We start from the raw sequence: 26587 nt of genomic DNA on the forward strand, positions 1-26587 counted from the left end.
TCGATCAGGAGCTCACGACACTTGAAAGTCGCAGCGCGACGAAATGACACCACCGGCTTGCGCGTCTGCCGCAAGCAATCGGGTCCCGCAGCCGCCGCGCACTATGCCGGACAACTGCAACAGGTCGAACGGCCGCTCGCGGCGATGGCGGCCTCCTATCCGAACGAGAGCACCAGCGCACGACACGCGCACCGACGCGATCAATTCATCCTGCAGACCGCGGGCGTCACCTCGATGATGACCGAGCGCGGCCATTTCGTCGTGCCGCCCGGCCACGGTCTGTGGATTCCGGCCGGCGTCGCGCACCAGTCGCGGGCCTGGGGCGAGGTCGAGATCCAGACCATCTATGTCACGCCTGACCGCATCAGGAATGCTCCGGCGACATGCCGCCTGATCAGGGTCTCCGCGCTGGTCGAAGCGTTGATGGAAGAAGCGGTGCACATGCCAACCCGTTACGATCCGGAAGGACGCGACGGCCGGCTGGTCGATTTCCTGCTCGACGAGATCGGCAGGATGCCGGAAGTGTCGCTGCATGTGCAGGTGCCGCCCGATCCGCGGCTCGCCGCGATCTGCGAGGCCGTGCTGGTCGATCCGAGTTCCGATCTCACGCTCGACGAATGGGCCGATCGCTGCCAGCTCAGCCGGCGGACGTTGACGCGTCTGTTCCGGCGCGAGACCGGCCAGAGTTTTGCGGCCTGGCGCCAGCGGGTGCGGCTGCTCGAAGCGCTGGCGCGACTCGGCGCCGGCGAGGCCGTCACCTGCGTTGCGCTCGACGTCGGCTATGAAAGCCCGAGCGCCTTCGCCGCGATGTTCAAGCGCGAGCTCGGCGCCGCGCCGCGCCAGTATCTGCGCTGGGCCGATCCCGAAGTGGTGATGCGGTAGGCGAATTCGCGTCACGCATCTGCCGGAACGCAAAACCCCTGCGGTCAACGGGAGAGACCGCAGGGGTTTGCAGGTGGATGGCGTGAGGCCAGCAAGGCTGGGTGTCACCCCAAGGACCGGCGGCCGGATGAAAGCGGTACCGGCCTCATCATGCAAGCACGTCTTTTAGGCAGGAGTGCGTCAACATTCGCAGGCAAAGCGCGCGAGAAAATCTCACCTTCGCGCGCGCGTTGCATGCGGTCCGCTTCAGTCGTTGCGCGCAACCGCGGTCAGCTTGGTCATGTTGTGCAGCATGATCCGGCCGCGCTGCAGGTCGACGATGCCGTCCCTGCGCCAGGTCTGCAGCTGCCGGTTGACGCTTTCGCGCGCGGCGCCGACGAAGATGCCGAGCTGTTCCTGCGAGATGTGCACCTCGGAACCGAAATCCTCGGCCAGCGCGCATAGCCGCCGTGCGAGGCGGACCGGCAATGGCTGCAGCACGGATTCTTCCATCCGCTCGCTCTGCCAGCGGATGCGCTGGCACAGCAATTCGATCAGCCTGACCGCAACCTTCGGCTCGCGCTCGAGGAAGCCGAGGAAATCCTGCCGCCGCAGCACGAATAATTCGCTGGGCTCGCCCGCGGTCGCATCCGCGGTGCGGTCCTGACCGTCGAGCACGGCGACCTCGCCGAACAGGTCGCCGGATCCCATGAAGTTCAGTGTGAGCCGGCTGCCGTCGGAGGCACCGGTCTCGATCCGGATCTGGCCGCGGCGGACCCCAAACAGGGCATCGCCGGGATCGCCTTTCTGGAACAGCACCTCGCCGGTCGCGAGCTGCTGGGTGTGGCAGAGGCCGGAAAGCCGCTGCAATTCGTCCGCACCGAGATCGGCGAACATGGGATTCATCTTCAGAATGACCGCAAATTCGGCCTGTTTGCTCATTGTACTGCTGCCTTCCAAATCCATCCGAGCGATCCCCTGATGCCCGGTTAGCAAAAATCACCCTCATTAGAGTGTGTGAGAGGTCACATAAGTTCATGCGGTAACGGATTATTTTTCCGGTCATTGGAGCGAGATCCCGTTTGCGGGATAAACTCGTGTGATCGGCCGTGTCTTTCTGCGGCGGAACTCCGCTTGCCCGGCCTGGAACAACGACATGAGAGCACTGAAATTCGCCGGGGCCGCCATCGCTGCCGTGATCGTGATCATCGCGCTGGTCGCAGCGGTCGGGATCCCGTCCTCGTTCCTCACATCTGCGATCACCGATCGGGTCGAGCGCGAGACCGGCTACAAGCTCACCATCAATGGCGGCGCCAAGATCGGCCTCTGGCCGAGGGTCAATCTGACGCTGAGCGACGTCGTGCTGCAGGACCCGCGGGGGCGCGACGTCAACAACCGGTTCGCGGCCAGCAGCGTCGAGGCCGAGATGACGCTGTCGAGCCTGTGGTCGGGCCAGCCCGACATCACCGACCTCGCGATCGTCAAGCCGGTGATCAACCTGCCGCTGCAGCGCGAGCGCACCCGCGACCACAATCCGCCGGCGAAATCCTCCGCCTCCGATGCCAGCGGCATCACGATCCGGCATGTCAGCATCAGCGGCGGAACCATTGTCTTCTCCAATGTGCGCGACCGGGTCGAGAACCGGATCGAGACGCTCAACGCGGACGCGACGATCGGCGACGACCGCAAGATCGTCGTGACGGGTGACGCACAGGCCGGCGACAAGCCGCTGAGGTTCGAGATCCGCGCGACCGCGCCGCAAGCGCCGCTGGAGCGTCAGAGCGTGCCGGCCGAATTCAGCATCGATGCGCCCGGCCTGTTGCCCGCGGCGATCAAGGCGAATGCGGACGCGCGGTTGAACGGCACGGTGGTGATGTTCAACGGCGTGTCCGGCACGCTCGGCGATGGCGGCTTCACCGGCTGGGCCTCGGTCGATTTCGCCAGCAACAAGCCGCTGGTGAAGCTCGACCTCGACTTCCAGCGCATTGCGATCGCGATGCCGCCGGGCCAGTCCGGCTCCACGCAGCCGCTCGGCACCAATATCTGGAGCAACGCGTCGATCGACCTTGCCGGGCTCAACTATGTCGACGCGCAGGCGCGCATCTCGGCGACAGAGCTTGTGATCGGCGACGGCCGCTTTGCGCAGGCGGCGATCGATGCGTCCATCGACAGCGGCGTGCTGAAGGGCCGGCTCGCCAATCTCGGCGCCTATGAGGGCACCGCCAATGGCGACGTCACCATCGATGCGCGAGGCGCCACGCCAACCTACGCGCTGCGGCTCGACCTCGCCGGGGCGCGCGCGCTGCCGATGCTGAGGAGCCTCGCCGAGTTCGACAAGCTCGACGGCAGGATGCAGGCCAAGATCGCGCTGACCTCGCAAGGCGGCAGCGAGCGCGCCATCGTCGGCAATCTCGCCGGCACCGCCTTCGTCGTGTTCCAGGACGGCAAGATCCTCGGCCTCAACGTGGCGCAGATGATCCGGAGCCTCACCACTAGCACCTTGTCGGGCTGGCAGGCGAGCCAGGAGCTGTCGACCGATCTCAGCCAGCTCTCGGCGTCGTTCAAGGTCGACAAGGGGCAGGCCGTCACCACCGACCTCAATCTGATCGGCCCGCTGGTGAAGATGACCGGGGTCGGCACCATCGACCTCAACACCCGCCAGATCGGGTTCCGCGTCGAGCCGCAGCTCGTGATGACCACCGAAGGCCAGGGCCGCGCCGGCAATCCGGTCGGCCTCGGAATCCCCGTGATGCTCGAGGGGCCCTGGGTATCGCCGCGGATCTATCCGGAGATGCAGGGCATCCTCGACAATCCGCAGGCGGCCTATGCCAAGCTCAAGGAGATGGGCAAGGGCCTGTTCGGGGCGAACGGCCAGGGGTTGAGTGAAGGCCTCAACGGGCTGACCAATCTCCTCAACGGCGTGCAGGGCGGCGCGCAGCCCGGCACAAGTCAGCCACCGGGCGGCGCCACCGGCCAGAGCAACCCGCTCGGCGGGCAGCTTGGCGACACCATCGGCAATTTGCTGCAGCAGGGCCTTTCCACCCTCAACCAGGGCAACGCATCGCGGCCGAGCCGCAGCCTGGCCAAGCCCGAGGCGGACGCGCCGCCGGGCGCCGATCCGGCTCCGCCGCCGCCCCCTCCGCCCGGCGAGACCGCCGAGCCGCACGACAGTCCGGCGATGAAGGACGTGCTGCGTCAGCTGTTCAATCGCTGATATTCCCGGATCTCCCCCGCCGATATGAAGGGCTAACCATGCGGCCCGAGCGGCCGCCCCGCTTCGCCGATCCGTGCTAAACAGCGGCGGATCATGCGGCGCACCCGATTGATGCGAGGGGCGGACGAGGCTGGATGAACGCGGCTACGGACGAGGGCAAGAACTGGTTCCTGCGCGGCGGCCTGTTCGCCAAATATGTCCTCGCGCTGGTCGGCCTCGTCGTGTTCGTGCTCGCGGTCAACGGCGCGCTCGAGACCTGGATCAGCTACCGCGGCATCAAGGGCACGCTGACGGACGCGATGAGCGAGAAGGCGGATGCCACCGCCAAGCGCATCGAGCAGGCGATCTCCGACCTCGAGCGCCAGATCTCCTGGGTGACCCGCGCCTCCTCCAACACGATCGAGCTGCGCCGCGCCGACTACGCGCAATTGCTCGGCCAGGTGCCGGCGGTGAGCCAGCTCACCCTGATCAGCGGCCAGGGCCGCGAGCTGCTGCGGCTGTCGCGCCAGACCACCACCGTCAATTCCAACGCCGACTTCTCCCGCGATACCAGATTCACCGAGACCATCGCCCGCGGCACCGCCTACGCACCGGCGTATTTTCGCGACGGGCGGCCCTTCATGTCGATCGGCGAGCAGCATTCCGGCTTCAATGCCGGCGTCACCTTGGCCGAGATCGACCTGCGCTTCCTCAATGACTATTTCGGCGATTCCCAGGTCGGCCGCCTCGCTCATGCCTATGTCGTCGACGGCAAGGGCCGCGTGCTGGCGAGCTCGTCGAAGGGCCCCGAGGTCGGCAAGGACCTCGCCGCGCTGCCGCAGGTCGCCGCCGTGCTGTCGCCGGGCGGCAGGCCGATCGCCTCCGGCAAGGATGTCGACGGCAGCGCGGTGCTGACGACAGCAACGGCCGCGCCGAACCTCGGCTGGCACGTGTTCTATGAGCAGCCGACCGCGCAGGCGCTGTCGCCGATCCGCGACCAGCTGGTGCGCATCGCGCTCTTGATCGCGCTCGGCCTCGTGGTCGCGATCATCGCCGGCACGATCCTGGCGCGGCGCATGCTGGAGCCGATCACGGCGCTGCGCACCGGCGCGCGGCGGTTAGGCGCCGGCGATTTCGGCCATCGCATCGAGGTGAAGACATCGGATGAGCTGGAGGAGCTCGCCGGCCAGTTCAACAGCATGGCCAGCCAGCTGGCCGAGACCTATTCCGACCTCGAGGCCAAGGTGACGGAGCGCACCCGCGACCTCGCGCAATCGATCAACGAGCTGAAGGTGCTGGAGGAGGTCGGCCGCGCGGTGGCGTCCTCGCTCGATCTTGCCGCCGTGCTGCCGACGGTCGGCGCCCGCGCGCTCGAGATCACCCATGCCGACGCCGTGCTGATCTATGGCTATGACGCCGCGCAGCGCAGCTTCAACCTGACGCAAGCGATCGGCATCGACGGCAAGGCCGATGGCCGTCATCGCGCGATCGATGCGGCGAACAGCCCGCTCGGCGAGGCCGCCGCGAAGGGTGAGCCGCTGGCGTTCGCCGATCTCGCGGCAAGTACCGATTATCCGCCCGATCATCCGCTGCGCGATGTCGTGGCCGGCGCCGGCTTCCGCTCCGTGCTTGTCGTGCCGCTGGTCGACCAGCAAGGCGTGCTCGGCGCGCTGGTGGTGCTGCGCAAGGCGGCCGGCGATTTCCCGGCGAGCCTGATCGGCCTGATGAAGACCTTTGCGCACCAGGCGGTGCTGGCGATGCGCAACGCGCGGCTGTTCACCGAGGTCGACCAGAAGAGCCACGCGCTGGAAGAGGCCAACGCCACCGTGCGCGAGCAGGCCGACAAGCTGCGCGAGCAGACCGAAGCGCTCAAGGACTGGAACAAGTCGCTGGAGCAGCGGGTCGAGACCCAGCTCGGCGAGATCGAGCGCATCCGAAGGCTCGAGCGCTTCCTGGCGCCGCAGGTGGCGCAGCTGATCGCCTCGTCCGACAATCCCGAGGGCCTGCTCGACAGCCACCGCCGCGAGGTCACCGTGGTGTTCTGCGACCTGCGCGGCTTCACCGCCTTCACCGAGGCGACCGAGCCGGAAGAGGCGATGAACGTGCTGCGCGAGTATCATGCCGCGCTCGGCAAGCTGATCTTCAAGTATGAAGGCACGCTCGACAAATATGCCGGCGACGGCGTGATGATCTTGTTCAACGCGCCGATCCAGCTCGCCGACCACACCGCGCGCGCCGTGAAGATGGCGGTCGAGATGCGCGACACGGTCGGCCCGCTGACCGAGAAGTGGCGCAACCGCGGCCATAGCCTCGGCTTCGGCATCGGCATCGCGCTCGGCTATGCCACGCTCGGCCAGGTCGGCTTCGAGCAGCGGCTGGAATATGCCGCGATCGGCAGCGTCACCAACCTCGCCTCCCGCCTGTGCGGCGAGGCCAAGGCCGGCCAGATCGTGGTGAGCCGCCGCGTCTACGGCATGGTCGAAGCCTACGTCGAAGGCCGCGCCATCGACGACCTCGTGCTGAAGGGATTCAATCATCCCATCCTGGCCGCGGAGATTTTGCGCTGGAAGGGCGAGCCGTCAGCGGAGGCGGCGGCGGAATGAACGACGCACGCACGTCGCCGGGTGCTAGGACAAACCCGTCATCCTGAGGTGCGAACCTCTTCGGCGAGCCTCGAAGGATGCACGGCCCGACTGGTGATCGTTGACCCTTCGAGGCTCGCTCCGCTCGCACCTCCAGCGACAAAGGCGAAGCCTTTGCGCGGGGGTGACGACTTGAGAGCATCGCTGCAGGACTAGCCTGATTGCGGAGGAGAGACCGTCCGCCCCGTCTCCCAGCGGGAACCCGCTACCGCCAAACCTTGCATTCGCGCGGAAAGTGTGTATATTTGCAACATTCGATTAGCCGTTGTGCCTTGTTGAATGGTCAGAACGGCCCTCCTCCAAAGACATCGTGAGTTCAATCGATGGTGCGCAATCCTGCGCAACGCCTGCGCATATGCGCGTTTTGGAGAAGAGAATGCCGACAGGTACTGTGAAGTGGTTCAACGGCCAGAAGGGCTTTGGTTTCATCGAGCCGAGCGATGGCAGCAAGGATGTGTTCGTTCACATCAGCGCCGTCGAGCGCGCCGGTTTGTCCGGCCTGGCTGAAGGCCAGAAGGTTTCGTTCGAGCTGAAGACCGACAAGATGCGCGGCAAGACCAGCGCCGAGAACCTTCAGATCGTCTGAAGCTCTTGCCTGGGCATGATCTTCGCGCAAACGCGTTTCGCGTTTGCCACAAGGGATCGTGCCCGCGTCATTCCACGGATGTACTGGAATGACGTCGCGACCCGCCCGGTCCGCATCGGATTGGGCGGGTTTTTGCGTATCTTGAGAGGATGCCGATGACCGCGAGAAAGCCCGACCCATCACCCGAAAGCCTTGCGCGAGCCGACCGCCAGCGACTGGCGGCCGAGGAAGGCGCGCGCGCCATGGCCGAGGTCGAGCGCGACGCCCTCGCGATCCGTAAGAACATGGAACGCCTCCGCGCGCTCCGCGAAGCACGCGAGGCCGAAGCGGCGACCGAAGCCGATGCGGCGGCGCCCGCCGCCAAGCGCACTATCAAGCGGGTCAAGCGCATCGTGCGCTGACGCTGCGCTGTGGCGAAGCTGTTTTGATTGCAGCTACAGCCGATGAGCCGCCTTCCATCCCCCGTCATTGCGAGCGAAGCGACGCAATCCATGCTTCAGCATGCACAGAACCATGGATTGCCGCGTCGCTATCGCTGCTCGCAATGGCAATTCCGTCATCCCCGCGCAAAGGCTTCGCCTTTGTCGCTGGAGGTGCGAGCACAGCGAGCTTCGAAGGATGCACGGCCACCAGCCGGGCCGTCGACCCTTCGAGACACGCGCAAGAGCGCGCTCCTCAGGGTGACGGAGCCGCGTTAGTCCCCGATCAACATTGTTAAACAGCCGAAGGGACGCGCTCGCGCTCTCGCGGCGCGTTGCGCCCGAGGGAAGCGATCAGCTCACCTTCAATGATCGTGAGAGGGCGAAGGGAAGGCCGGGCGCCGATTGCACCCATGGGTCCCGTGCAGCAAAAATCAGGGAGGTAGGACCACAGGTGAAGCCGAAACACCCGGCCTTCCCTGCGCAATGGGTCAGGGCTTAATTCGTGCTCTTCCCGGCGAGACCGGGCTTTCTTGTCACCGTCTTCGCAAAACGCATTCGTGTCTCGAGGCACCTGCCACTGGGGCACCAGAACCACACGACTTCGCCGTCCGCCGATCAGCGCGCGTCGTCGCGCGCACCGCCAGCGTCCACCGCATCCCGCCGCACGTTCGTGACGATCGCGATACGCCCCTCTTGCCGGACGGGACGGGGGAAGTTGTACAGGTGAGTTGGGGGCAACAGCCGCGCTTGCTTTCATGTCCGCGAAATTTCGCGAACCTTAAATCACCATCCAGTGAATCTGGTTGCCTCCCCAATCACGATCCCGCCCTCCCGCGCCTCCCCAGGAATAACCCATCCCCCACCTCGCTCGCGTCATGACGGGCGCGTTCGCACGCGCGCCCTGTGACAACAAGAACAAGCAGGATGGGTTTGATGACGGGTTTGGATGGGACGCTCGCGGCGGCGTCGGTGGTGGCGCTGCATTGCTCGCTGGGGTCGGGACGGCAATGGACCAAGCTTGCGGCCGGGCTCGGCGGCGACCGGTTCATGGCGCCGGATATTTCCGGCTATGGCGTTGCCGCCTGCGGGCGCGACTGGCCGCGGACGCTGGATGGCGAGATCGCGCGGCTCGAGCCCTGGCTCGCCAAGGCCGACGGGCCGATCCATCTGATCGGGCATTCCTATGGCGGGGCGATCGCGTTTCGGCTGGCGACCGCCTCGCCTTATGCGCAGCACGTTCGCAGCCTGACGCTGATCGAGCCGGTGCTTCCGACGTTGCTTCGCGATACGCCCGCCGATGCGCGGCTGTACGACCGCTTCGCGCGGATCGCGCAGGTCGTCTCAAAGGATATTGTCGACGGCGCCGTGCTGGAGGCGGTCGAGGCGTTCACCGCGTTCTGGGCCGGCTCCGGGCCGCGCGAACAGTTCTCGCCGAGCGGGCGGCTGCGGATGATCGAGCAGGCCGACAAGCTGCCTTGCGATTTCAACGCCGCGCTCGATCTTGCCGGGGTGGCGGAAGCCGCGCGTGCCTTGAAGGTGCCGACGCTGCTGATGTCGGGCGGGCTGTCGCCCTATGTGACGCAGCGCATTGTCGCAAAACTCGCCGCGCTGATCGATGACGCCGAGCTGCGGCATCTGCCGGCCGCCGGCCACATGCTGCCGGTGACGCATGCCGATCGGGTCAACCCGGAGATCCTGCGGCACATCTGGCGCGCCCAGAAGCTGGCGAATTTGGAGCTGGCGAAGCTGGAGCTGACGGCGGATGCGGGGCCGGCCGACGCGGCGCAGCCGGCTGGCTCGGCCAGGCGGCATCTGGTATTCAGGAGGAGTCTTGGTTGACGCGTTTTCTTCACACGAACCGGTGCCCACTTCGCTCGAAAACGCGCTGCATTTTGGGAATAGTTTGCCGATGATTTTGCCTCGCACGCGCGCCTCAGCCCTCACCGCCTCCGCGCTGCTCGTGCTCGCGACCTCTCCCGCGCTTGCCGCGGGCGAGGCCGACGCTGTGCCGAAGGGCGCGGCGGTGACGGTGCTGAAGGCCGCAAAGTTCTGCTTCGGCAATATCGTCGAGGTCTCCGGCATCGTGCTGCCACGCGACGAGCAGCAGATCCGGCCCGACCGTTTCGGCTTGAAGGTGGCGGAGGTGATGGCCGATCCCGGCGACACCGTCACCGCCGGCCAGGTGCTGGCGAAGCTGACCGACGGCACCAACTCGGTCAACGTCACGGCGCCGGTGGCGGGCACGATCTCGGCGTCGTCGGCGATCATAGGCAGCCCGGCATCGGGCAAGGACGCGCTGTTCTCGATCATCGCCAAGAGCGAGTACGATCTGGTCGGCATGGTGCCGACCCGCGACATCGCCAAGCTGAAGACCGAGCAGACGGCGCAGCTCAAGATCCTCGGCGCCGGCGATCTCGACGGCAAGGTGCGGCGGATCGCGCCGACGGTCGAGCCGAACAGCCAGCTCGGCCAGGTCTTCATCGGCATCGGCGCGAACAAGCGGCTGCTGGTGAATTCGTCCGGCCGCGCCCAGATCAAGACCGGACAGAGCTGCGGCGTCGCGGTGCCGCTGACCGCAATCCTGTATTCCACCGCGGGCACCGTGGTGCAGGTGGTGCGCGGCGGCCGCGTCGAGACGCGGCGGGTCGAGACCGGATTGATGTCGGCGGGACAGGTCGAGATCCGCGACGGCATCCAGGAAGGCGACATCGTCGTCGCCCGCGCCGGCGCGCTGCTGCGCGAGGGCGATCCGGTGCGGCCGGTGGGTGCGAGCGCGGATGCGAAGTAGGCGGCGCTACATCCACAGTGTCGTCCCGGGCAAGCGAAGCGCGACCCGGGACCCATAACCACGAATGCGCGAATAGGATTGCGCTGGGGCCACAGCGCGGAGCCACAATAACCGGTCGTGGTTATGGGTCCTGGCTTTCGCCAGGACGACATTGAGGAGACGGCGTGCCTCAGCCGCCGAGCTTGATGTCTTCCAGCAGCGACGAGGACACGCTCGGCACCTGCTCGCCTTCGCTGGCGCGCGAGATGGCGACGCGGGTCTTGTTGAACGCGCTTTCGGCGCCGGCCTGGGCGTTGAGGTTGTTGAGCAGCTCGGAGACCAGCACGCTGTTCGGCGCCTTGCTGTCGTCGGCGACCTTGCCCGGCGTCGCCGAGCTCAGCACGATGGTGTTCTCCGGCGGGCTGATCGGCGCGAGACCGTGCGAGAACGCGCGGAAGCGGCGCTCATAGGGATTGCGGCGCGAGGCATCGAGCACGACGAGCTTGGCCTTGGCGCCGCGCTCCTTCATCGCATCGAGCACGGACTCGACGCTGACGCCGGTGCGCTTGACGTCGGCTTCCTTCCAGATCGTGGCGTCGACCGGGATCATGTAGCTCTCGCGGCCGACCTGCACACCGTAGCCGCCGAAGAACAGCATCACGACGGTGTCGGGGCGAATTTTCGCCTTCATGCGCTCGACCGCGCGGAACATGTCGTCCTTGGTCGCATCCTCGACCACGTCGACGTCAAAGCCCTCGCGGCGCAGCGCCGTCGACAGGGTGCGGGCATCGTTGATCGGCTGGGCCAGCGGCGCTGCGGCGTCCGGGTAATGGCCGTTGCCGATGATCAGCGCGAGGCGGGAGGTGCCGGTCGGAATGCTGCCGGTCAGCTCGGTGGCGACGACCTTGTCGCCACCCTTGGCGACATCGAGGGTGCGCTTGTTGAGCGCGGCATGGGCGCCAATCGCCAGCGACACCGTGCCGGCCACCGCCACGCAGACGGCGATGGTGCGGCGGGAAATGCGAAGCTGCCTAAGGTCCATAGCGTTCCTAAGTCCCAATTCTTATCCCGATGGCGCTCAAGCGAAGATCGCGCCAGTTAGTCGCGTCAAAGACGTTCAGGTTTAATGGGGTTGAGCTGTGTGTGCCGTTGAATTGAACTCAATTTGCGGCGCTGCAACAAACGCTCCTTTAACCCGGACGGCCGCCCGGGGCAACCTGAATTGCCGCATGCCGCCGCCCGGCAGAGGCCATTGACGCCGTTAAAATCCCGTTACGTGACCTCAGTCACATTTGTGTTTTGTAGAGATTCATGTAGCTTTCCAAAGGCTTGCGAGTTTGGGGCAGAGCGACTGGAAACACCGTCGGGCGGCGGCGTTAACCGGTTCCTCGGGAAAGGGGATTCTTTGAGCTTCTTGGGCCTTCACGAGATCGCAGGCGCGGTGTGCCAGTCGCTGACCGTCAGGAAGGACGGCCCGTCGCTGTACGACGTCTGCGACCCCGTGCTGCAGGCCTATCGCGGCGGCGATGCCCATCTCGGAAAATTCTACCGGACCGCGCTCGGCAACCCGCCGCTGCGCGCGCTGCTCCGCCGCACCGGCCTGCCCGCGCTCAACGATCCCGACCGCCTCGCCGGCCTGCGTGCGGCGCTCACCGCGGCGCGCGACGTCGCGGCGCCGGACTGGGCCGCGATCGGCACGCCCGTCGCAGCACTGATGGACGGTATCGGCGTGCACCACCCGGCCCCGCCCGCCGCGTCGGCACCGGGTCGCCCGCCGGAGATCGCCGAGATCGACCGCGTGATCCGCCTGACCGGCGCGCATCTCCTGCGCTCCTTCGGCAGGAACGGCTTCATCCCGACCTATGCTGCCTTCAATTTGATCGGCGACCCCGACGTCGGCGGGCGCGAACTGCTGATGGCGCTGACCGGGCTGAACGCGCGCGGCTACAAGAACTCGACCCTGCTGTTCAATCTGGCGCGGATCTTCATCGCGCATTCGCCGGCGCGCGCGCTGATCAACCCGGCCTGGCGCGGCATCGCCGAGCCGATGTGGGAGCCGGTGCAGATCCGCCACCGCTCGGCCTATTACGACGCCTTCTTCACCGAGGCGCTGCTCGGCTTCGTCGAGACCGGGCTTGCCGCGCCGGATGAAGCTGTTACCGCGCGGCGCGCGATCGCCGACATGGTGGACTTTTGCCTGAAGACCAGCGCCGAGGAGGTGCCGTCGCATGACGGCTCGACGGTGAAGGTCATCACCGCGCTGGCGCCGGGCCGGCATCCGCGCTTCTCGCGTTTCTTCGCCCAGATCAAGCAGGATCTCGGCTTCGGCATCTATGTGCCGGACTGCGACACCACGGCGTGCTCGTTCTCGGCCGCGACCCAGGCCGGCTCCGACGATCCGATCCTGCAGCAGCCGCTGCTCGACTTCTACCGCGGCTACCAGGTGCGATCGGGCGCCAACGAGCCGCGTGTCACCGTGCCGCTCAACGATCACCTTGACTACGATGGCGGCGTCGTCACCTGGATCGACAATCTCGCCGGCGAGCGGCCCTATGGCAACGACCTCGATCCGACGCTGAACCTCGACATCCTCGAGGTCTCGTTCCGCAACCTCGCCCGCTGGCAGATCATCGAGACGCCGCAGCGGCTGGAGACGGTGCATCGCATCATCGCCTTCCAGAAACATCTGGTCGAAAGCGGCGCGTTCAAAAACCCGCGCTCGCACATCTATTATCTGCCCGAGCTCTATTCGGCCTATTTCGGCCGCTGCTATGCCGCCTTCGTCGCGCTGCCGCTGGCGGCGCAGCGCATCATCGATCCCGGCAACGTGTTCGCGCTGATCCGCGCCCGCGTGCTCGGCTATGTCACGCACGAGCTGATCGCCCACGAGATGAACCCGTTCGACGCCGCGCTGGCGCTGATGGCGCTGGCGCATCTCGGCGCCGAGGTCTCGACCTTCACGCCGGCGCTGCACTGCATCGTGCAGGGCCTCGGCGAGGGCGGCCGCAAGGGGCCCTACCGGGCCTATGAGTGGAACAAGATGAAGACGCCGACCCGCATCCTGGTCGGCGGGCCGGAGGTGACCTCGGCCTTCGTGCTGATGGCCCTGGCGCTGGCGAGGAAGCGAATGGCCGCAGTGTAGGATGGATGGAGCGAAGTCGCCTTGTTCACCCTCCCCTGGAGGGGGAGGGCTATCGCATATAAGCTCGGTCGCTCCACCAACTCGTCATGCCCGGGCTTGTCCCGGGCATCCACGTCTTTGTTTCCAGGTGAAGAAAGACGTGGATGGCCGGGACAAGCCCGGCCATGACGGTGCGGACAAATCCATTTCCTCCCATATGCGATAGCCCTGCCTGGAGGGGGAGGGTCGTATCGCATCGCGCGAAGCAAGATGCGATACGGGGTGGGGTGATGCCTCCACACGGGCACCGCTTCTATGGAGAGACTGTCACCCCACCTCGGTCCGCATCGCGCTACGCTTCATGCGAACCGATCCCAGAGCGAGCTTCGCTCGTCTCGACCCCTCCAGGGGAGGATGACATCGCGGAGCCGGATGACGCGAAGTTGAAACTGGCGGAAACGCAACAGCACTGGCACGGTTGCCCAATTGCCCGCACAATCGTTGGGCACTGACCTCTGCACGCCAAAAGCCATTTGAACGACAAGAACCTGGCCGGGAACGCCGATGTTCAAGACGCTGCTCACCGCGGGCCTGCTGCTCTCGCTGCCGACGCTCGCTGTCGCCGCCGACATCACCGGCGTGCCGAAGATCCGTGACGGCGACCAGCTCATGATCGGCAGCGTCCGCATCCGCCTCGCAGGCGTCGACGCGCCATCGACCGACCAGCTCTGCCTCAACACCAAGGGCGAGCGCTGGACCTGCGGCGTCGCGGCGCGCGACGAGCTGATCAAGCATGCCGGCAGCAAGAGCTGGACCTGCCACGCCCGCTCGGTCGATCGCCGCGGCCGCACCATCGCGCGCTGCGAGGTCGACGGCGAGGACATCCAGAAATGGCTGGTCGCGAGCGGCTGGGCGCTGGCCTACACCCGCGCCTCGCATGACTATGAAGCCGACGAGAAGGCCGCGCGTGAGGCAAAAGCCGGGATGTGGCAGGGCGCCTTCATCGCGCCGTGGGACTGGCGGGTGCGCAACAAGAAGACCACCGTGCTCGGCGCGGTGAAGCCGCCGGACGGCGCCAACGCGATCCTGCTCGCCTCGGCCTCCGGCCCGGTGGCGCCCTCGCCCGACTGCACCATCAAGGGCAACGTCAACCGCTCCGGCGAATGCATCTTTCACCAGCGGACCAGCCGCTGGTACGCCAAGATCGAGATGAAGATCAGCAAGGGCACGCGCTGGTTCTGCTCGGTCGAGGAGGCCGAGGCCGCGGGCTGCCGCGAGACCCGGCGCTGACACCTGATGGAATGAGATTGACGTGCAGCCGCAACGGCAGTCTGCTCCCTCTCCCGCTTGCTTGCGGGGGAGGGCTGGGGTGGGGGTCTCGCCACGAATCATATTCCGGAGATAGCCCCCACCCGGATCGCATCCTCGATGCGATTCGACCTCCCCTGCAAGCGGGAGAGGTGAAGGGAATGCTATGACCGATACCGGGGTCAATCAGCAGAAGCCACGCCGGCGCAGCCGCCTCCGGCAGGCGCAGATCCTGTTGCTGTTCGTCCTGGCGATCTACCTGATCGCGGCCTATCTGCTGCTGCCGGCGCTGTGGACGCATTACGAGCATCAGAAGGGCCTCGCCAATCTGCCGATGGTGACGCGCACCGCGCAGGGCATTCCCGGCGATCCGATGAATGTCGGGCTGATCGGCGACAAGAGGGACGTGGTCTGCGCGATGCACGAGGCCGGCTGGTTTCCGGCCGATCCGGTGACGCTGAAATCCTCGATCGAGATCGTGGGCAGCGTGCTGCTCGATCGTCCCTACAAGGATGCGCCGGTGAGCAACCTGTTCTATCTCGACCGCCGCGAGGATCTCGCCTTCGAGCGGCCGGTCGGATCGAGCGCGGACCGCCGCAACCATGTCCGGTTCTGGAAGGTGCTCGATCAGGGCGAGGAGAAGCGCCCGGTGTGGCTGGGCGCTGCGACGCTCGACCGCAGCGTCGGCGTCAGCCACTACACAGGCGCGGTGACGCACCACATCGCGGCCGACCTCGACGCCGAACGTGCGCTGCTCGCCACTGACCTCGAGTCCGCCGGCATGGTCACCGCGAAATATCAGGTCACCGGCATCGGCCCGACCTTCAACGGCCGCAATGGCGGCGGCGATCCCTATTACACCGACGGCGAAATCTGGGTGCTGCGGCTGGTCGAGGCCTGCCGCAAGAACAACGGCACCGTCGAGCAGCTCCCGAGCCCCGCCGCGACCGAGTTCAAGGACCAGGTCTGGCGCGCGGTCGTCGAAGCGATCGGCAAGTAGCAGCGTGTCCCGCGGTTTTGGAAACGCTGGATTGCTTCGTCCTGCTCGCAATCGAAGCCGCGATGGAATAGTCTCCGCACCTGACCCCTCACACGCATGATTTGCGCGCTTTATCCAAAAGGAACAGGACGATGACCGTTCGCGCGGGCCGGGAATTTCTGGCCATCCCCGGGCCCACCACGATGCCCGATCAGGTGCTGCAGGCAATGCACCGCCCGGCGCTCGATATCTACTCCAACGAGATGGTCGAACTGACTGACAGCCTGCTGCGCGACCTGTCACGGCTGTTCGCCACCCAGGGCAAGTCCTACATCTACATTTCCAACGGCCACGGCGCCTGGGAGGCGACGCTCTCCAACGTGCTGTCGCGCGGCGACAAGGTGCTGGTGCTGGAGAGCGGGCGCTTCGCGATCGGCTGGGGCCAGGCCGCGGCCGCGATGGGCGCCGAGGTCGAGGTGCTGAAGGGCGACTGGCGCCGCGCGATCCGTCCGGCCGAGGTCGAGGAGCGGCTGCGGCGCGACAAGGAGCACACGATCAAGGCGATCCTGGTGGTGCAGGTCGACACCGCCTCGGGCGCCTATAACGACATCGAGGCGATCGGCAAGGCGATCAAGGCCGCCGGCCATCCTGCATTATACATGGTCGACACCGTGGCCTCGCTCGGCTGCATGCCGTTCGAGATGGACAAATGGTATGTCGACGTCGCGATGTCTGGCTCGCAGAAGGGCCTGATGACGCCGCCCGGCCTCGGCTTCGTCGCCGCCAACGACCGCGCCTGGGACGCCCACAAGAAAGCCGATCTGCGCACGCCCTATTGGGACTGGACCGAGCGCGAGGGCTCGGAGCACTACCGCAAATATGCCGGCACCGCGCCGGTACATCTGCTGTTCGCGCTGCGCGAGGCGATCAACATGCTGCACGCCGAAGGCCTGGAGAATGCCTTTGAGCGGCATCGGCTGCTCGGCGAAGCCGTGCGCCGCGCGGTCGCGGTCTGGGGCGAAGGACAGGTGCTCGGCTTCAACATCGCCGAGCCCGCCGAGCGCTCCAACACGGTGACGACGGTGACCGTGAAGGGCGCCGATCCCGCCGCGATCCAGCGCTACGCCAAGGAGAAATGCGGCGTGGTGCTCGGCACCGGCATCGGCGATTTGCAGGGCCAGGCCTTCCGCATCGCGCATATGGGCCACGTCAACGCCCCGATGATCCTCGGCACCCTCGCCGTCGTCGAGGTCGCGCTGACCGCGCTGAACATCCCGCACGGCAAGGCCGGCGCCGACGCCGCCATCCAATGGCTCGGCGAGAACGTGAAGGCGTAGCTGAGGTGGTCCGAGGCTTTAACCCGTCGTCCTGAGGAGCCCGCCAAAGGCGGGCGTCTCGAAGGATCGACGGTCGAGTTGCCGCCGCGAGAGAATTGGAGCACGCTGAGAGATCCGGGCCGTCGATCCTTCGAGACGCGCTTCGCGCTCCTCAGGATGACGGAAGAGTGGTCGGGGATAACGCAACGAAGAGCTGCCACGACTTTTTGCGAAGGCCCGAACACTTTCCGTCGTCATCATTTTCCGCTTTACTGCCGGCAACAGCCGGGCACGGATCCCTGCGACACAACAAAATGGAGGGACCGCTTGGCATCGGTGGAATTGCGCGGCCTGGTCAAGCGGTTTGGATCGTTTGTCGCGGTTGATGATGTTTCGCTCACGATCGATCATGGCCAGCTGGTCTGTCTGCTCGGGCCGTCCGGCTGCGGCAAGACCACGACGCTGCGGCTGATCGCCGGGTTCCTCGAACCATCCGATGGCGAGATCCGCGTCGGCGACCGCGTGGTGTCGTCGAAGGCGCGCACGCTGCCGCCCGAGCAGCGCAACATGTCGATGATCTTCCAGAGCTACGCGCTGTGGCCGCACATGACGGTGGCGGAGAACATCGTCTACGGCCTGCGCTTGCGCAAAATGGACCGCGACACCATCGCCAAGAAGCTCGCCGCGATCCTGGCGACCACCAAACTGGAACCGCTGGCACAGCGTTATCCGGGCGAGCTCTCCGGCGGCCAGCAGCAGCGCGTCGCGCTGGCGCGCGCGCTGATCGTCGGCCCCGAAACGCTGCTGCTCGACGAACCGCTGTCCAATCTCGACGCCAATCTGCGCGAGGAGATGCGGTTCGAGATCCGCCGCCTGCACGACGAATATCGCTACACCACGGTCTACGTCACCCACGACCAGTCCGAGGCGATGACGACAGCCGACCTGATCGCGGTGATGAATGCCGGCAAGATCGACCAGCTCGGCAGCCCTGAGGACATCTATGCGCGGCCGGAATCCGAATTCGTCGCGCGCTTCATCGGCGCCGCCAATGTGATCAAGGGCACCGCGCGCGATGCGAACCACGTGGAGTTCGCCGGGGCAACGCTCGAGGTGGTCGGCGCCGCGCTGACGGCCGGCCAGAGCGCGCCGGTGGCGATCCGCCAGCATGAGATCCAGCTCTCGACGCAAGCACCCATCGCGCAGCAGAACACACTCAAAGCCATCGTGACACGGCAGGTCTATCTCGGCATGAACCGCGACTACATGGTGGAAACCGCTGACGGCACATCGCTGCGGGTGACCACGCCGACCGAAACCGCGGTCGAGAGGGGCAGCGAGGTCTGGCTGACCTTGCCGCCCGCGCGCTGCCGGGCGCTGAGCCGATAACAACAAGCAACGGAGCGATGCGATGCAGAAGCCGGTTTCCAGACGCGATGTCCTGCAAGGCTCTGCGGCGCTTGCGGTCGGCACCGTGTTCGCTTCACCGGCACGCGCCGCCGCACCCGAGCCGGTCGCGATCACGCCCGATCTCGTCGCGGCCGCGACCAAGGAAGGCAAGCTCGTGTTCTATTCGTCGATGGACCTGCCGGTCGGCGAAAGGCTCGGCAAGGCGTTCGAGGCCGCCTATCCCGGCATCACCGTGCAGATCGAGCGCTCCGGCTCGGAGCGGCTGTTCCAGCGCGTGGCGCAGGAATTCGATTCCAATATCCACGCCGCCGACGTCGTCAACAGCGCCGACGCCTCGCATTTCATCCCCTGGAAGAAGAGCGGCTGGCTGATGCCGTTCGTGCCCGAAGACGTCGCGAAGCATTTTCCCGACAACTATCGCGACCCCGACGGCATGGCCGTGACGACGCGGCTGTGGCTGTCGTCGATCGCCTACAACACCAACCTGGTGAAGGCGGAGGACGCGCCGAAGAGCTTTGCCGACCTGCTCGATCCCAAGTGGGTAGGCAAGATGGTGAAGGGCCATCCGGCCTATAGCGGCACGATCATGACCACCACGTTCCAGATCGTGCGCGAGCTCGGCTGGCCGTATCTGGAGAAGCTTGCGAAACAGCGCGTGATGCAGGTGCAGTCCTCGACCGATCCGCCGAAAAAGCTCTCGCTCGGCGAGCGCGCCGTGATGGCCGACGGCAATGAATATGGCATCGTGCTCTTGAAGGAAGCCGGACAACCGGTCGAGCCGGTCTATCCGACCGAAGGCACGCCGACGATCTCGGGTCCCACGGGCATCTTCGCCGCTGCGCCGCATCCGAACGCCGCAAGACTGTTCCAGGCCTGGCTGCACACCCGCGAGACCCAACAGTTCTTCGTCGACTTCACCGGCCAATATTCGCTGCACGCCCAGGTGCAGCCGAAGGCCGGCCGGCGCAAGCTTTCCGACATCAAGCTGATGAAGGAGGATCCGGCGGGAGTGGAAGCGATGACCGAAGAGATCAAGACGCGCTATGCGCGGCTGTTCAAAGTCTAGGACCCTCATGGTGAGGAGGTGCGAAGCGCCGTCTCGAACCATGCGGCCCCACTGGTGGCCTCGTCCTTCGAGACGCGCGTTCCGCGCTCCTCAGGATGAGGGGATAGAATGGATGCGCGGATAAGATGACCACAACCATCACCACCTCCCCGGCCCCAAGCCCCCGCATCGACTGGACGCGTCCCGTCCTGTGGCTGTTCGCGGCGGTGCTCGTCCTCTTGATCCTGCTGCCGCTGTCGTGGCTCGCGGTGTTCGCCTTCACCGACAAGAGCCGGCATCCGACGCTGCAAAACTTCGTCACGCTGTTCAGCAATCCCGATTTCCTCGATCCGCTGCTGACGACCGCGATCATCGCGACCACGTCGGCGCTGATCTGCTGCATCGTCGCGGCGCCGATCAGCTGGCTGGTGTCGCGCACCGACATGCCGGGGCGGCAGACCATTCGCGCACTGGTGACGGCCTCGTTCGTGACGCCGCCGTTTCTCGGCGCGGTCGCCTGGGAACTGCTGGCGGCGCCGAATTCGGGGCTGCTCAACCAGCTCTACCGGCTGTTCGCCGGCGAGGATGCCGACGCGCTGTTCAACATCTATTCGATGACCGGGATCATCTTCGTGATCTCCTGCTACACGTTCCCGTTCGTGTTCGTGCTGGTGGCCAATGCGCTCGACACCATGCCGGGCGAGCTGGAAGATGCCTCCGCGATCCTCGGCGGCAATGCCTGGACCACCGCGCGGCGGGTGACGATCCCGCTCGCCCTGCCCGCGCTGGTCGCAGGCGCCCTGATCGCGTTCCTGCAGGCGATGACGCTGTTCGGCTCGCCGGCGATCCTGGCGCTGCCGGCCGGCTTCCACACCATGACGACCAAGATCTGGAGCCTGTTCCAGTATCCGCCGAAGCTCGAGCTCGCGGCGGCCGCCGCGGTGCCGCTGCTGGTGCTGACCATCCTGCTGCTGCAGGGCCAGAAGGCGCTGCTCGGCCGCCGCGGCTATTCGGTGATCGGCGGCAAATATGGCGCGCCGCGCCGGGTCGAATTGCGCGGCTGGCGCTGGGCCGCGCTCGGCTTCTGCCTCCTGGTGCTGCTCAACCCGGTGTTCCTGCCTTACCTCGCGCTGCTCAACGCCGCATTCTCGCCGAACGCGACCACGCTGGTGACGCCGTCGACGGCGACGCTGCACAACATCGTCTTCGTGTTCACCGAGCTGTCGTCGACCCAGCTCGCGCTCAAGAACACCGTGATCCTCGGCACCGCGACCGCGACGATCGGCACCATCCTCGCGCTCGTCATTGCCTATGTCACAACGCGAAAGGTGATCGCGGGCCACCGCGTGCTCGGCTTCCTCGCCACCGCGCCGGTCGCAGTCCCCGGCATCGTGCTCGGCGTCGGCCTGTTCCTGAGCTATACGCGGCCGCCCTTCGTGCTCTACGGCACGCTGTGGATCCTGCTGCTGGCGTTTCTCACCATCAATCTGCCCTCGGCCTATCAGCAATTGCAGGCGGCGTTCTCGACCATCCATCCCGAGCTCGAGGAGGCGAGCCGCATCCTCGGCGCGACGCGGTTGCAGGCGCTGCGCCAGATCACCGCGCCGCTGCTGCGCACCGGCGTGATCGCGACCTGGTGCTTCATCTTCATCGGGGTGATGCGGGAACTGTCGGCCGCGATCGTGCTGTTCACATCGCAGACCAAGGTGCTGTCGGTCCTGATCTACGACCTCAACGAAGGCGGCGACCTCGCCGCGATCGCAGTGCTCGGCATCGCGATGCTGGTGATCACCTTCGCCGTGGTGCTGGCGGTGAACCGGATCCCGATGTCCGGCGGCAATGCGGGGGCGAGGCTACGGAACGGGTAGCTCGCTCTGCCGCGTGCGGGCACGCGAATAGGTGCGCCATCTGGCAATCGCCACATTCATCCCGATATAGAGCGGAACCCCGCACCATGAGGATCGTGTGACCAAACCCGCCACCACAACATCGCCCCCGGTCGCGCCGCGCCGGCCGCATTCCTTCACCACCCACGGCATCACGGTGACCGACGATTATGCGTGGATCAAGGATCCGAAATGGCAGGAGGTGCTGCGCGATCCCTCGATCCTCGATCCCGATATCCGGACCTATCTCGAAGCCGAGAACGGCTACACCGAGAGCCTGCTCGGCCACACCGACGGCTTGCAGAAGCGGCTGGTCAAGGAGATGCGCGGGCGGATCAAGGAGGATGATTCCAGCGTGCCGTCGCCGGACGGCCCGTTCGCCTATTTCCGCAAGTTTCGCGAGGGCGGCCAGCACGAGCTGTACTGTCGTACGCCGCGCGACGGCGGCGACGCCCATGTCGTGCTCGACGGCGACGCGCTGGCGAAGAACCACAACTATTTCAAGTTCGGCGGCAGCCGACATTCCAACGATCACCGCCTGCATGCCTGGAGCGCCGACACCAAGGGCTCCGAATATTTCTCGATCCGGGTGCGCGACTGGGCCACCGGCGGCGATCTCGACGACCTCGTCGAGGAAACCGACGGCGGCGTGGTCTGGGCCGCGGATTCCAGGAGCTTCTTCTACGTCAAGCTCGACGACAATCACCGGCCGATGCAGGTGTGGCGGCACAAGCTCGGCACCCAACAGGCCGACGACATCCTGATCTATGAGGAGCAGGATCCCGGCTGGTTCACCCACCTGCACGAGAGCGCGAGCGGCCGCTTCTGCGTGATCGCGGGCGGCGACCATGAGACCTCGGAGCAGCGGCTGATCGATCTTTCCAATCCCGACGCGCCGCCGCGCCTGGTCGCGGCACGCGAGGAAGGCGTGCAATATTCGATCGCCGACCGCGGCGACGAGCTGTTCATCCTGACCAATGCCGACGATGCCATCGACTTCAAGGTCGTCACCGCGCCGCTCGCCGCGCCCGCGCGCGCCAACTGGCGCGACCTGATCCCGTATCGCGAAGGCGTCTATGTGCTCGACGTCGAGCTCTATGCCGGCCACATGGTGCGGCTGGAGCGCGCCAACGCGCTGCCGGCGATCATCATCCGCGACCTCAGGAGCGGCGAGGAGCACGCGATCGCCTTCGACGAGGCGGCCTATTCGCTCGACACCATGGGCGGCTACGAATTCGACACCACCAACTTGCGTTTTGCCTATTCGTCGATGACGACGCCGTCGGAAGTCTATGACTACGACATGGCGACGCGGACGCGGAGCTTACGCAAGCGCCAGGAGATTCCGTCCGGCCACAACCCGGCCGACTACGTCACCACCCGCATCATGGCGACCTCGCATGACGGCGCGCAGGTGCCGGTCTCGATCCTGCATCGCAAGGATTTCGTTCGCGACGGCAAGGCGCCGCTCCTGCTGTATGGCTACGGCTCCTACGGCATGGCGATGCCGGCATCGTTTGCCGCCAACCGGCTGTCGCTGGTCGACCGCGGCTTCGTCTATGCGATCGCCCATATCCGCGGCGGTGCCGACAAGGGCTGGGGCTGGTATCTCGACGGCAAGCGCGAGAAGAAGACCAACACGTTCGACGATTTCGCCGCTGCCGGCCACGCGCTGATCGAGGCGAAATATACCGGTGAAAAACGCATCGTCGGCCATGGCGGCTCGGCGGGCGGCATGCTGATGGGAGCTAGCGCCAACCGCGCCGGCGAGCTGTTCGGCGGCATCGTCGCCGAGGTGCCGTTCGTCGACGTGCTCAACACCATGCTCGACGACACGCTGCCGCTGACGCCGCCGGAATGGCCGGAATGGGGCAACCCGATCGAGAGCGAGAAGGATTTCCGCACCATCCTGTCCTATTCGCCCTACGACAATGTCGCGGCCAGGGACTATCCGGCGATCCTGGCGATGGGCGGGCTCACCGATCCGCGCGTCACCTATTGGGAGCCGGCGAAATGGATCGCGCGGCTGCGTGCCACCATGCGCGGCGGCGGCCCGGTGCTGCTGCGCACCAACATGGGCGCCGGCCACGGCGGCGCCTCGGGCCGCTTCAACCGCCTCGACGAGGTCGCGATCGTCTATGCGTTCGCGCTGTGGGCGGTCGGGATCGCTGACAAGGCGGAGGTGTAGGGTGCCGGTTGGCTTGCGCGGCCCCCTCCCCATCGTCGTCCCGGCGAAGGCCGGGACCCATACCGCGTGATCCATCGAGAAGGAAGTCGCAGTCCCACGGCACTGCCAATCTTCGCCAAACTCCTCCCTGTGGTTATGGGTCCCGGCCTTCGCCGGGACGACTGCGGAATGCGTGGCGGTCGCTATCAACGACGACTACGGCGGAATGTATGGCGATCGCTTATCAAGGATGACCGGCGGAGAGTGAGACGCTACCGCCCCTTCGCCTTCCGCCAAGCTGCAAAATCCTTCAACGTCTGCTCGTCGGTCGCAGGATAAAGCCCGAAGATGCCGCGGCCGTTCTGGACCTGCTCGGTGACGAAATCCTCGAACGCGGTCATCTCGAACGTCTCGTCGGCGATCTCGTCGGCGAGATGCGCCGGGATCACGATGACGCCGTCGCTGTCGCCGAGGATGACGTCGCCGGGAAACACCGGCGCGTCGCCGCAGCCGATCGGCACGTTGATCTCGATCGCCTGATGCAGCGTCAGATTGGTCGGCGCGCTCGGGCGATGATGAAAGGCCGGGAAGCCGAGCCGCGCGATCTCGGCCGAATCCCGGAAGCCGCCGTCGGTGACGACGCCGGCGCAGCCGCGCTTCATCAGCCGCGTCACCAGGATCGCGCCGGCCGACGCCGCGCGCGCATCCTTGCGGCTGTCCATCACCAGCACCGCGCCCACGGGGCAATCCTCGATCGCCTTGCGCTGCGGATGCGCGCGATCGCGGAACACCTCGATCTTGTTGAGGTCCTCGCGCGCCGGCATGTAGCGCAGCGTGAAAGCCTCGCCGACCATGGTCGGCTGATCCGGACCGAGCGGATGAACATCCTGGATCATCTGGATGCGGAAGCCGCGCCTGAACAGCGCGGTCGCGACCGTCGCGGTGGAGACGGATTTCAGCTTGTTGCGGGTGGCGTCGCTGAGTTTTGACATGGTGCTCCCTTCGTCATTCCGGGGCGCGAAGCGCGAGCCCGGAATCCATCGGGCCGCATGCGCTGTGGAGAAATGGGTTCCGGGTTCACGCTTCGCGTGCCCGGAGCGACGGTCAGTAAATCGACGGCTCGCCGACCGGCTTGCCAAAGCCGGTCTCGAGGAAATCGAAGTCGCAGCCCTCATTGGCCTGCTTGATGTGCTTCGAGAACATCCAGCCATAGCCGCGCTCGAAACGCTGCTCGGGCTGCTTCCATTCGGCGCGGCGCCTGGCCAGCTCGGCCTCCGGCACATCGAGATTGATGGTGCGCGCGGCGACATCGAGCGTGATGCGGTCGCCGTTCCGCACCAGCGCCAGCGGGCCGCCGATAAAGGATTCCGGCGACACGTGCAGGATGCAGGCGCCGTAGCTGGTGCCGCTCATCCGCGCGTCCGACAGCCGCACCATGTCGCGCACGCCCTGCTTCACCAGCTTGGTCGGGATCGGCAGCATGCCCCATTCCGGCATGCCCGGCCCGCCCTGCGGACCGGCATTGCGCAGGATCAGCACGTGATCGGCCGTGACGTCGAGATCGGGATCATCGACCGCCTTCTTCATCGACGGATAGTCGTCGAACACCAGCGCGGGTCCAGTATGCTTGAGGAAGCGCGGATCGCAGGCGCTTGGCTTGATGACGCAGCCGGCGGGCGCGAGGTTGCCCTTCAACACCGCGAGCGCGCCCTCCTTGTAGATCGGGTTGTCGACCGTGCGGATCACGTCGTCATTGTGCACCTCGGCGCCTGCGATGTTCTCGCCGAGCGTCTGGCCGGTGACGGTGATGCAGTCGAGATGCAAATGTTGCCTGATCCGGTTCATCAGGCCGGGCAGCCCGCCGGCATAGAAGAAATCCTCCATCAGATAGAGGTCGCCGCTCGGCCGCACATTGGCAATCACCGGCACCTTGCGGCTGGCTTTCTCGAAATCGTCCAGCGAAATGTCCTGGCCGGCGCGACGCGCCTGCGCGATGAGGTGAATGATGGCGTTGGTCGAGCAGCCCATCGCCATCGCGACCGTGATCGCGTTCTCGAAGGCCTTGCGGGTCTGGATCTTCTGCGGCGTGAGATCCTCCCACACCATCTCGACGATGCGGCGGCCGGCCTCCGAACTCATGCGGATGTGGTTGGCGTCGGCCGCGGGGATCGACGAGGCGCCCGGCAGCGTCATGCCGATGGCTTCGGCGATCGCGGTCATCGTCGAGGCCGTGCCCATGGTCATGCAGGTGCCATAGCTGCGGGCGATGCCGGCCTCCATGTCGACCCAGTCCTTGTCGGAGATCTTGCCGGCACGGCGCTCGTCCCAGTATTTCCAGGCGTCCGAGCCGGAGCCCAGCGTGCGGCCCTTCCAGTTGCCGCGCAGCATCGGTCCGGCGGGCAGGTAGATTGCCGGCAGGTTCATGCTGGTGGCCCCGAGCAGCAGGCCGGGCGTGGTCTTGTCGCAGCCGCCCATCAGCACCACGCCGTCGACCGGATGACCGCGCAGGAGTTCCTCGGCATCCATCGCCAGCATGTTGCGGTAGAGCATCGTGGTCGGCTTCAACAGCGATTCCGACAGCGACAGCGCCGGCAGCTCGAGCGGAAAGCCGCCGGCCATCAGCACGCCGCGCTTGACGTCGTCGACCCGGCTCTTGAAATGCATGTGGCAGGGCTGCACATCCGACCAGGTGTTGATGATCGCGATCACCGGCCGGTCGCGCCACTCCTCCGGCGCGTAACCCATCTGCATCGCGCGCGATCTGTGGCCGAAGGCGCGCAGATCATCGGGCGCAAACCAGCGCGCGCTGCGCAATTGATCCGGGGTCTTGTTCTTTTTCGTCATCTTCGATGCGCCATATGTCTCGACATTGCTCGCACGCGCG

The 26587-nt window shown here is 66.1% G+C and carries 19 protein-coding genes; 15 read left to right on the forward strand and 4 right to left on the reverse strand.

Annotation, left to right across the window (positions count from 1 at the left end; genetic code table 11):
- Positions 1 to 21 precede the first annotated feature (21 nt).
- Positions 22 to 882 (forward strand): AraC family transcriptional regulator, encoded by an 861-nt coding sequence (locus tag JEY66_RS41585; RefSeq protein WP_016845952.1) that lies wholly within the window; start codon positions 22 to 24, stop codon positions 880 to 882.
- Positions 883 to 1128: 246 nt separating this feature from the next.
- Here the strand turns inward: JEY66_RS41585 and JEY66_RS41590 are convergent, their stop codons facing one another.
- Complete coding sequence (locus JEY66_RS41590; protein ID WP_016845951.1) at positions 1129 to 1803, reverse strand: Crp/Fnr family transcriptional regulator; 675 nt, start codon at positions 1801 to 1803, stop codon at positions 1129 to 1131.
- 214 nt (positions 1804 to 2017) lie between these two features.
- Here JEY66_RS41590 and JEY66_RS41595 point away from each other — a divergent pair, with 214 nt between their 5' ends.
- From JEY66_RS41595 to JEY66_RS41620, 6 genes are all read left to right on the forward strand, one after another.
- Positions 2018 to 4075 carry an AsmA family protein gene (locus JEY66_RS41595; protein ID WP_026192107.1) on the forward strand — a complete coding sequence of 686 codons (2058 nt, stop codon included), beginning with the start codon at positions 2018 to 2020 and terminating at the stop codon, positions 4073 to 4075.
- A gap of 134 nt (positions 4076 to 4209) precedes the next feature.
- On the forward strand, positions 4210 to 6657 hold the full coding sequence (locus tag JEY66_RS41600) for an adenylate/guanylate cyclase domain-containing protein (protein WP_018269430.1): 2448 nt from the start codon (positions 4210 to 4212) through the stop codon (positions 6655 to 6657).
- Between the two features lie 415 nt (positions 6658 to 7072).
- A complete protein-coding gene (locus JEY66_RS41605) occupies positions 7073 to 7282 on the forward strand; it encodes a cold-shock protein (RefSeq protein WP_018269429.1) in 210 nt (69 codons plus the stop codon).
- Between the two features lie 155 nt (positions 7283 to 7437).
- On the forward strand, positions 7438 to 7683 hold the full coding sequence (locus JEY66_RS41610) for a hypothetical protein (protein WP_038378389.1): 246 nt from the start codon (positions 7438 to 7440) through the stop codon (positions 7681 to 7683).
- Positions 7684 to 8637: 954 nt separating this feature from the next.
- Positions 8638 to 9543, forward strand: a complete 906-nt coding sequence (locus JEY66_RS41615; RefSeq protein WP_162136720.1) for an alpha/beta fold hydrolase — start codon at positions 8638 to 8640, stop codon at positions 9541 to 9543.
- A 70-nt stretch (positions 9544 to 9613) separates the two neighbouring features.
- On the forward strand, positions 9614 to 10492 hold the full coding sequence (locus JEY66_RS41620) for an efflux RND transporter periplasmic adaptor subunit (RefSeq protein WP_018269426.1): 879 nt from the start codon (positions 9614 to 9616) through the stop codon (positions 10490 to 10492).
- 169 nt (positions 10493 to 10661) lie between these two features.
- On the opposite strand, the gene JEY66_RS41625 is transcribed toward JEY66_RS41620, so the two are convergent.
- Positions 10662 to 11513 carry a caspase family protein gene (locus tag JEY66_RS41625; protein WP_018269425.1) on the reverse strand — a complete coding sequence of 284 codons (852 nt, stop codon included), beginning with the start codon at positions 11511 to 11513 and terminating at the stop codon, positions 10662 to 10664.
- 372 nt (positions 11514 to 11885) lie between these two features.
- Between JEY66_RS41625 and JEY66_RS41630 the strand changes: the two genes are divergently transcribed.
- From JEY66_RS41630 to JEY66_RS41665, 8 genes are all read left to right on the forward strand, one after another.
- A complete protein-coding gene (locus JEY66_RS41630) occupies positions 11886 to 13613 on the forward strand; it encodes a hypothetical protein (RefSeq protein ID WP_018269424.1) in 1728 nt (575 codons plus the stop codon).
- A 543-nt stretch (positions 13614 to 14156) separates the two neighbouring features.
- The gene (locus JEY66_RS41635; RefSeq protein ID WP_016845489.1) at positions 14157 to 14882 is read left to right on the forward strand and encodes a thermonuclease family protein; all 726 of its coding nucleotides are present in this window, start codon (positions 14157 to 14159) and stop codon (positions 14880 to 14882) included.
- A 184-nt stretch (positions 14883 to 15066) separates the two neighbouring features.
- Entirely contained in the window at positions 15067 to 15900 is an 834-nt protein-coding gene (locus JEY66_RS41640; RefSeq protein WP_016845490.1) for an LssY C-terminal domain-containing protein, read from the forward strand.
- A gap of 131 nt (positions 15901 to 16031) precedes the next feature.
- Positions 16032 to 17216: a pyridoxal-phosphate-dependent aminotransferase family protein gene (locus tag JEY66_RS41645; RefSeq protein WP_018269423.1), complete on the forward strand. Its 1185-nt coding sequence runs from the start codon at positions 16032 to 16034 to the stop codon at positions 17214 to 17216.
- 315 nt (positions 17217 to 17531) lie between these two features.
- Complete coding sequence (locus JEY66_RS41650) at positions 17532 to 18584, forward strand: ABC transporter ATP-binding protein (protein WP_240536759.1); 1053 nt, start codon at positions 17532 to 17534, stop codon at positions 18582 to 18584.
- 22 nt (positions 18585 to 18606) lie between these two features.
- The gene (locus tag JEY66_RS41655) at positions 18607 to 19671 is read left to right on the forward strand and encodes a substrate-binding domain-containing protein (RefSeq protein WP_016845493.1); all 1065 of its coding nucleotides are present in this window, start codon (positions 18607 to 18609) and stop codon (positions 19669 to 19671) included.
- Between the two features lie 125 nt (positions 19672 to 19796).
- Positions 19797 to 21518: an ABC transporter permease gene (locus JEY66_RS41660; protein ID WP_016845494.1), complete on the forward strand. Its 1722-nt coding sequence runs from the start codon at positions 19797 to 19799 to the stop codon at positions 21516 to 21518.
- A gap of 97 nt (positions 21519 to 21615) precedes the next feature.
- Entirely contained in the window at positions 21616 to 23724 is a 2109-nt protein-coding gene (locus tag JEY66_RS41665; RefSeq protein ID WP_016845495.1) for a S9 family peptidase, read from the forward strand.
- A 251-nt stretch (positions 23725 to 23975) separates the two neighbouring features.
- On the opposite strand, the gene JEY66_RS41670 is transcribed toward JEY66_RS41665, so the two are convergent.
- Both JEY66_RS41670 and araD read right to left on the reverse strand, forming a co-directional pair.
- On the reverse strand, positions 23976 to 24695 hold the full coding sequence (locus tag JEY66_RS41670; protein WP_016845496.1) for a ribonuclease activity regulator RraA: 720 nt from the start codon (positions 24693 to 24695) through the stop codon (positions 23976 to 23978).
- A gap of 112 nt (positions 24696 to 24807) precedes the next feature.
- Positions 24808 to 26547: an L-arabinonate dehydratase gene (gene araD / locus JEY66_RS41675; protein WP_016845497.1), complete on the reverse strand. Its 1740-nt coding sequence runs from the start codon at positions 26545 to 26547 to the stop codon at positions 24808 to 24810.
- Between the last annotated feature and the right edge of the window lie 40 nt (positions 26548 to 26587).

It is taken from the genome of Bradyrhizobium elkanii USDA 76 (assembly GCF_023278185.1).
Classification (GTDB): Bacteria; Pseudomonadota; Alphaproteobacteria; order Rhizobiales; family Xanthobacteraceae; genus Bradyrhizobium; species Bradyrhizobium elkanii.

Bases quoted from the DNA above. Each gene is read 5' to 3' on its own strand.
- JEY66_RS41590 (WP_016845951.1), bottom strand. From the start codon at position 1,803: ATGAGCAAACAGGCCGAATTTGCGGTCATTCTGAAGATGAATCCCATG.
- JEY66_RS41595 (WP_026192107.1), top strand. From the start codon at position 2,018: ATGAGAGCACTGAAATTCGCCGGGGCCGCCATCGCTGCCGTGATCGTG.
- JEY66_RS41600 (WP_018269430.1), top strand. From the start codon at position 4,210: ATGAACGCGGCTACGGACGAGGGCAAGAACTGGTTCCTGCGCGGCGGC.
- JEY66_RS41605 (WP_018269429.1), top strand. From the start codon at position 7,073: ATGCCGACAGGTACTGTGAAGTGGTTCAACGGCCAGAAGGGCTTTGGT.
- JEY66_RS41610 (WP_038378389.1), top strand. From the start codon at position 7,438: ATGACCGCGAGAAAGCCCGACCCATCACCCGAAAGCCTTGCGCGAGCC.
- JEY66_RS41615 (WP_162136720.1), top strand. From the start codon at position 8,638: ATGACGGGTTTGGATGGGACGCTCGCGGCGGCGTCGGTGGTGGCGCTG.
- JEY66_RS41620 (WP_018269426.1), top strand. From the start codon at position 9,614: ATGATTTTGCCTCGCACGCGCGCCTCAGCCCTCACCGCCTCCGCGCTG.
- JEY66_RS41625 (WP_018269425.1), bottom strand. From the start codon at position 11,513: ATGGACCTTAGGCAGCTTCGCATTTCCCGCCGCACCATCGCCGTCTGC.
- JEY66_RS41635 (WP_016845489.1), top strand. From the start codon at position 14,157: ATGTTCAAGACGCTGCTCACCGCGGGCCTGCTGCTCTCGCTGCCGACG.
- JEY66_RS41640 (WP_016845490.1), top strand. From the start codon at position 15,067: ATGACCGATACCGGGGTCAATCAGCAGAAGCCACGCCGGCGCAGCCGC.
- JEY66_RS41645 (WP_018269423.1), top strand. From the start codon at position 16,032: ATGACCGTTCGCGCGGGCCGGGAATTTCTGGCCATCCCCGGGCCCACC.
- JEY66_RS41655 (WP_016845493.1), top strand. From the start codon at position 18,607: ATGCAGAAGCCGGTTTCCAGACGCGATGTCCTGCAAGGCTCTGCGGCG.
- JEY66_RS41660 (WP_016845494.1), top strand. From the start codon at position 19,797: ATGACCACAACCATCACCACCTCCCCGGCCCCAAGCCCCCGCATCGAC.
- JEY66_RS41670 (WP_016845496.1), bottom strand. From the start codon at position 24,695: ATGTCAAAACTCAGCGACGCCACCCGCAACAAGCTGAAATCCGTCTCC.
- araD (WP_016845497.1), bottom strand. From the start codon at position 26,547: ATGACGAAAAAGAACAAGACCCCGGATCAATTGCGCAGCGCGCGCTGG.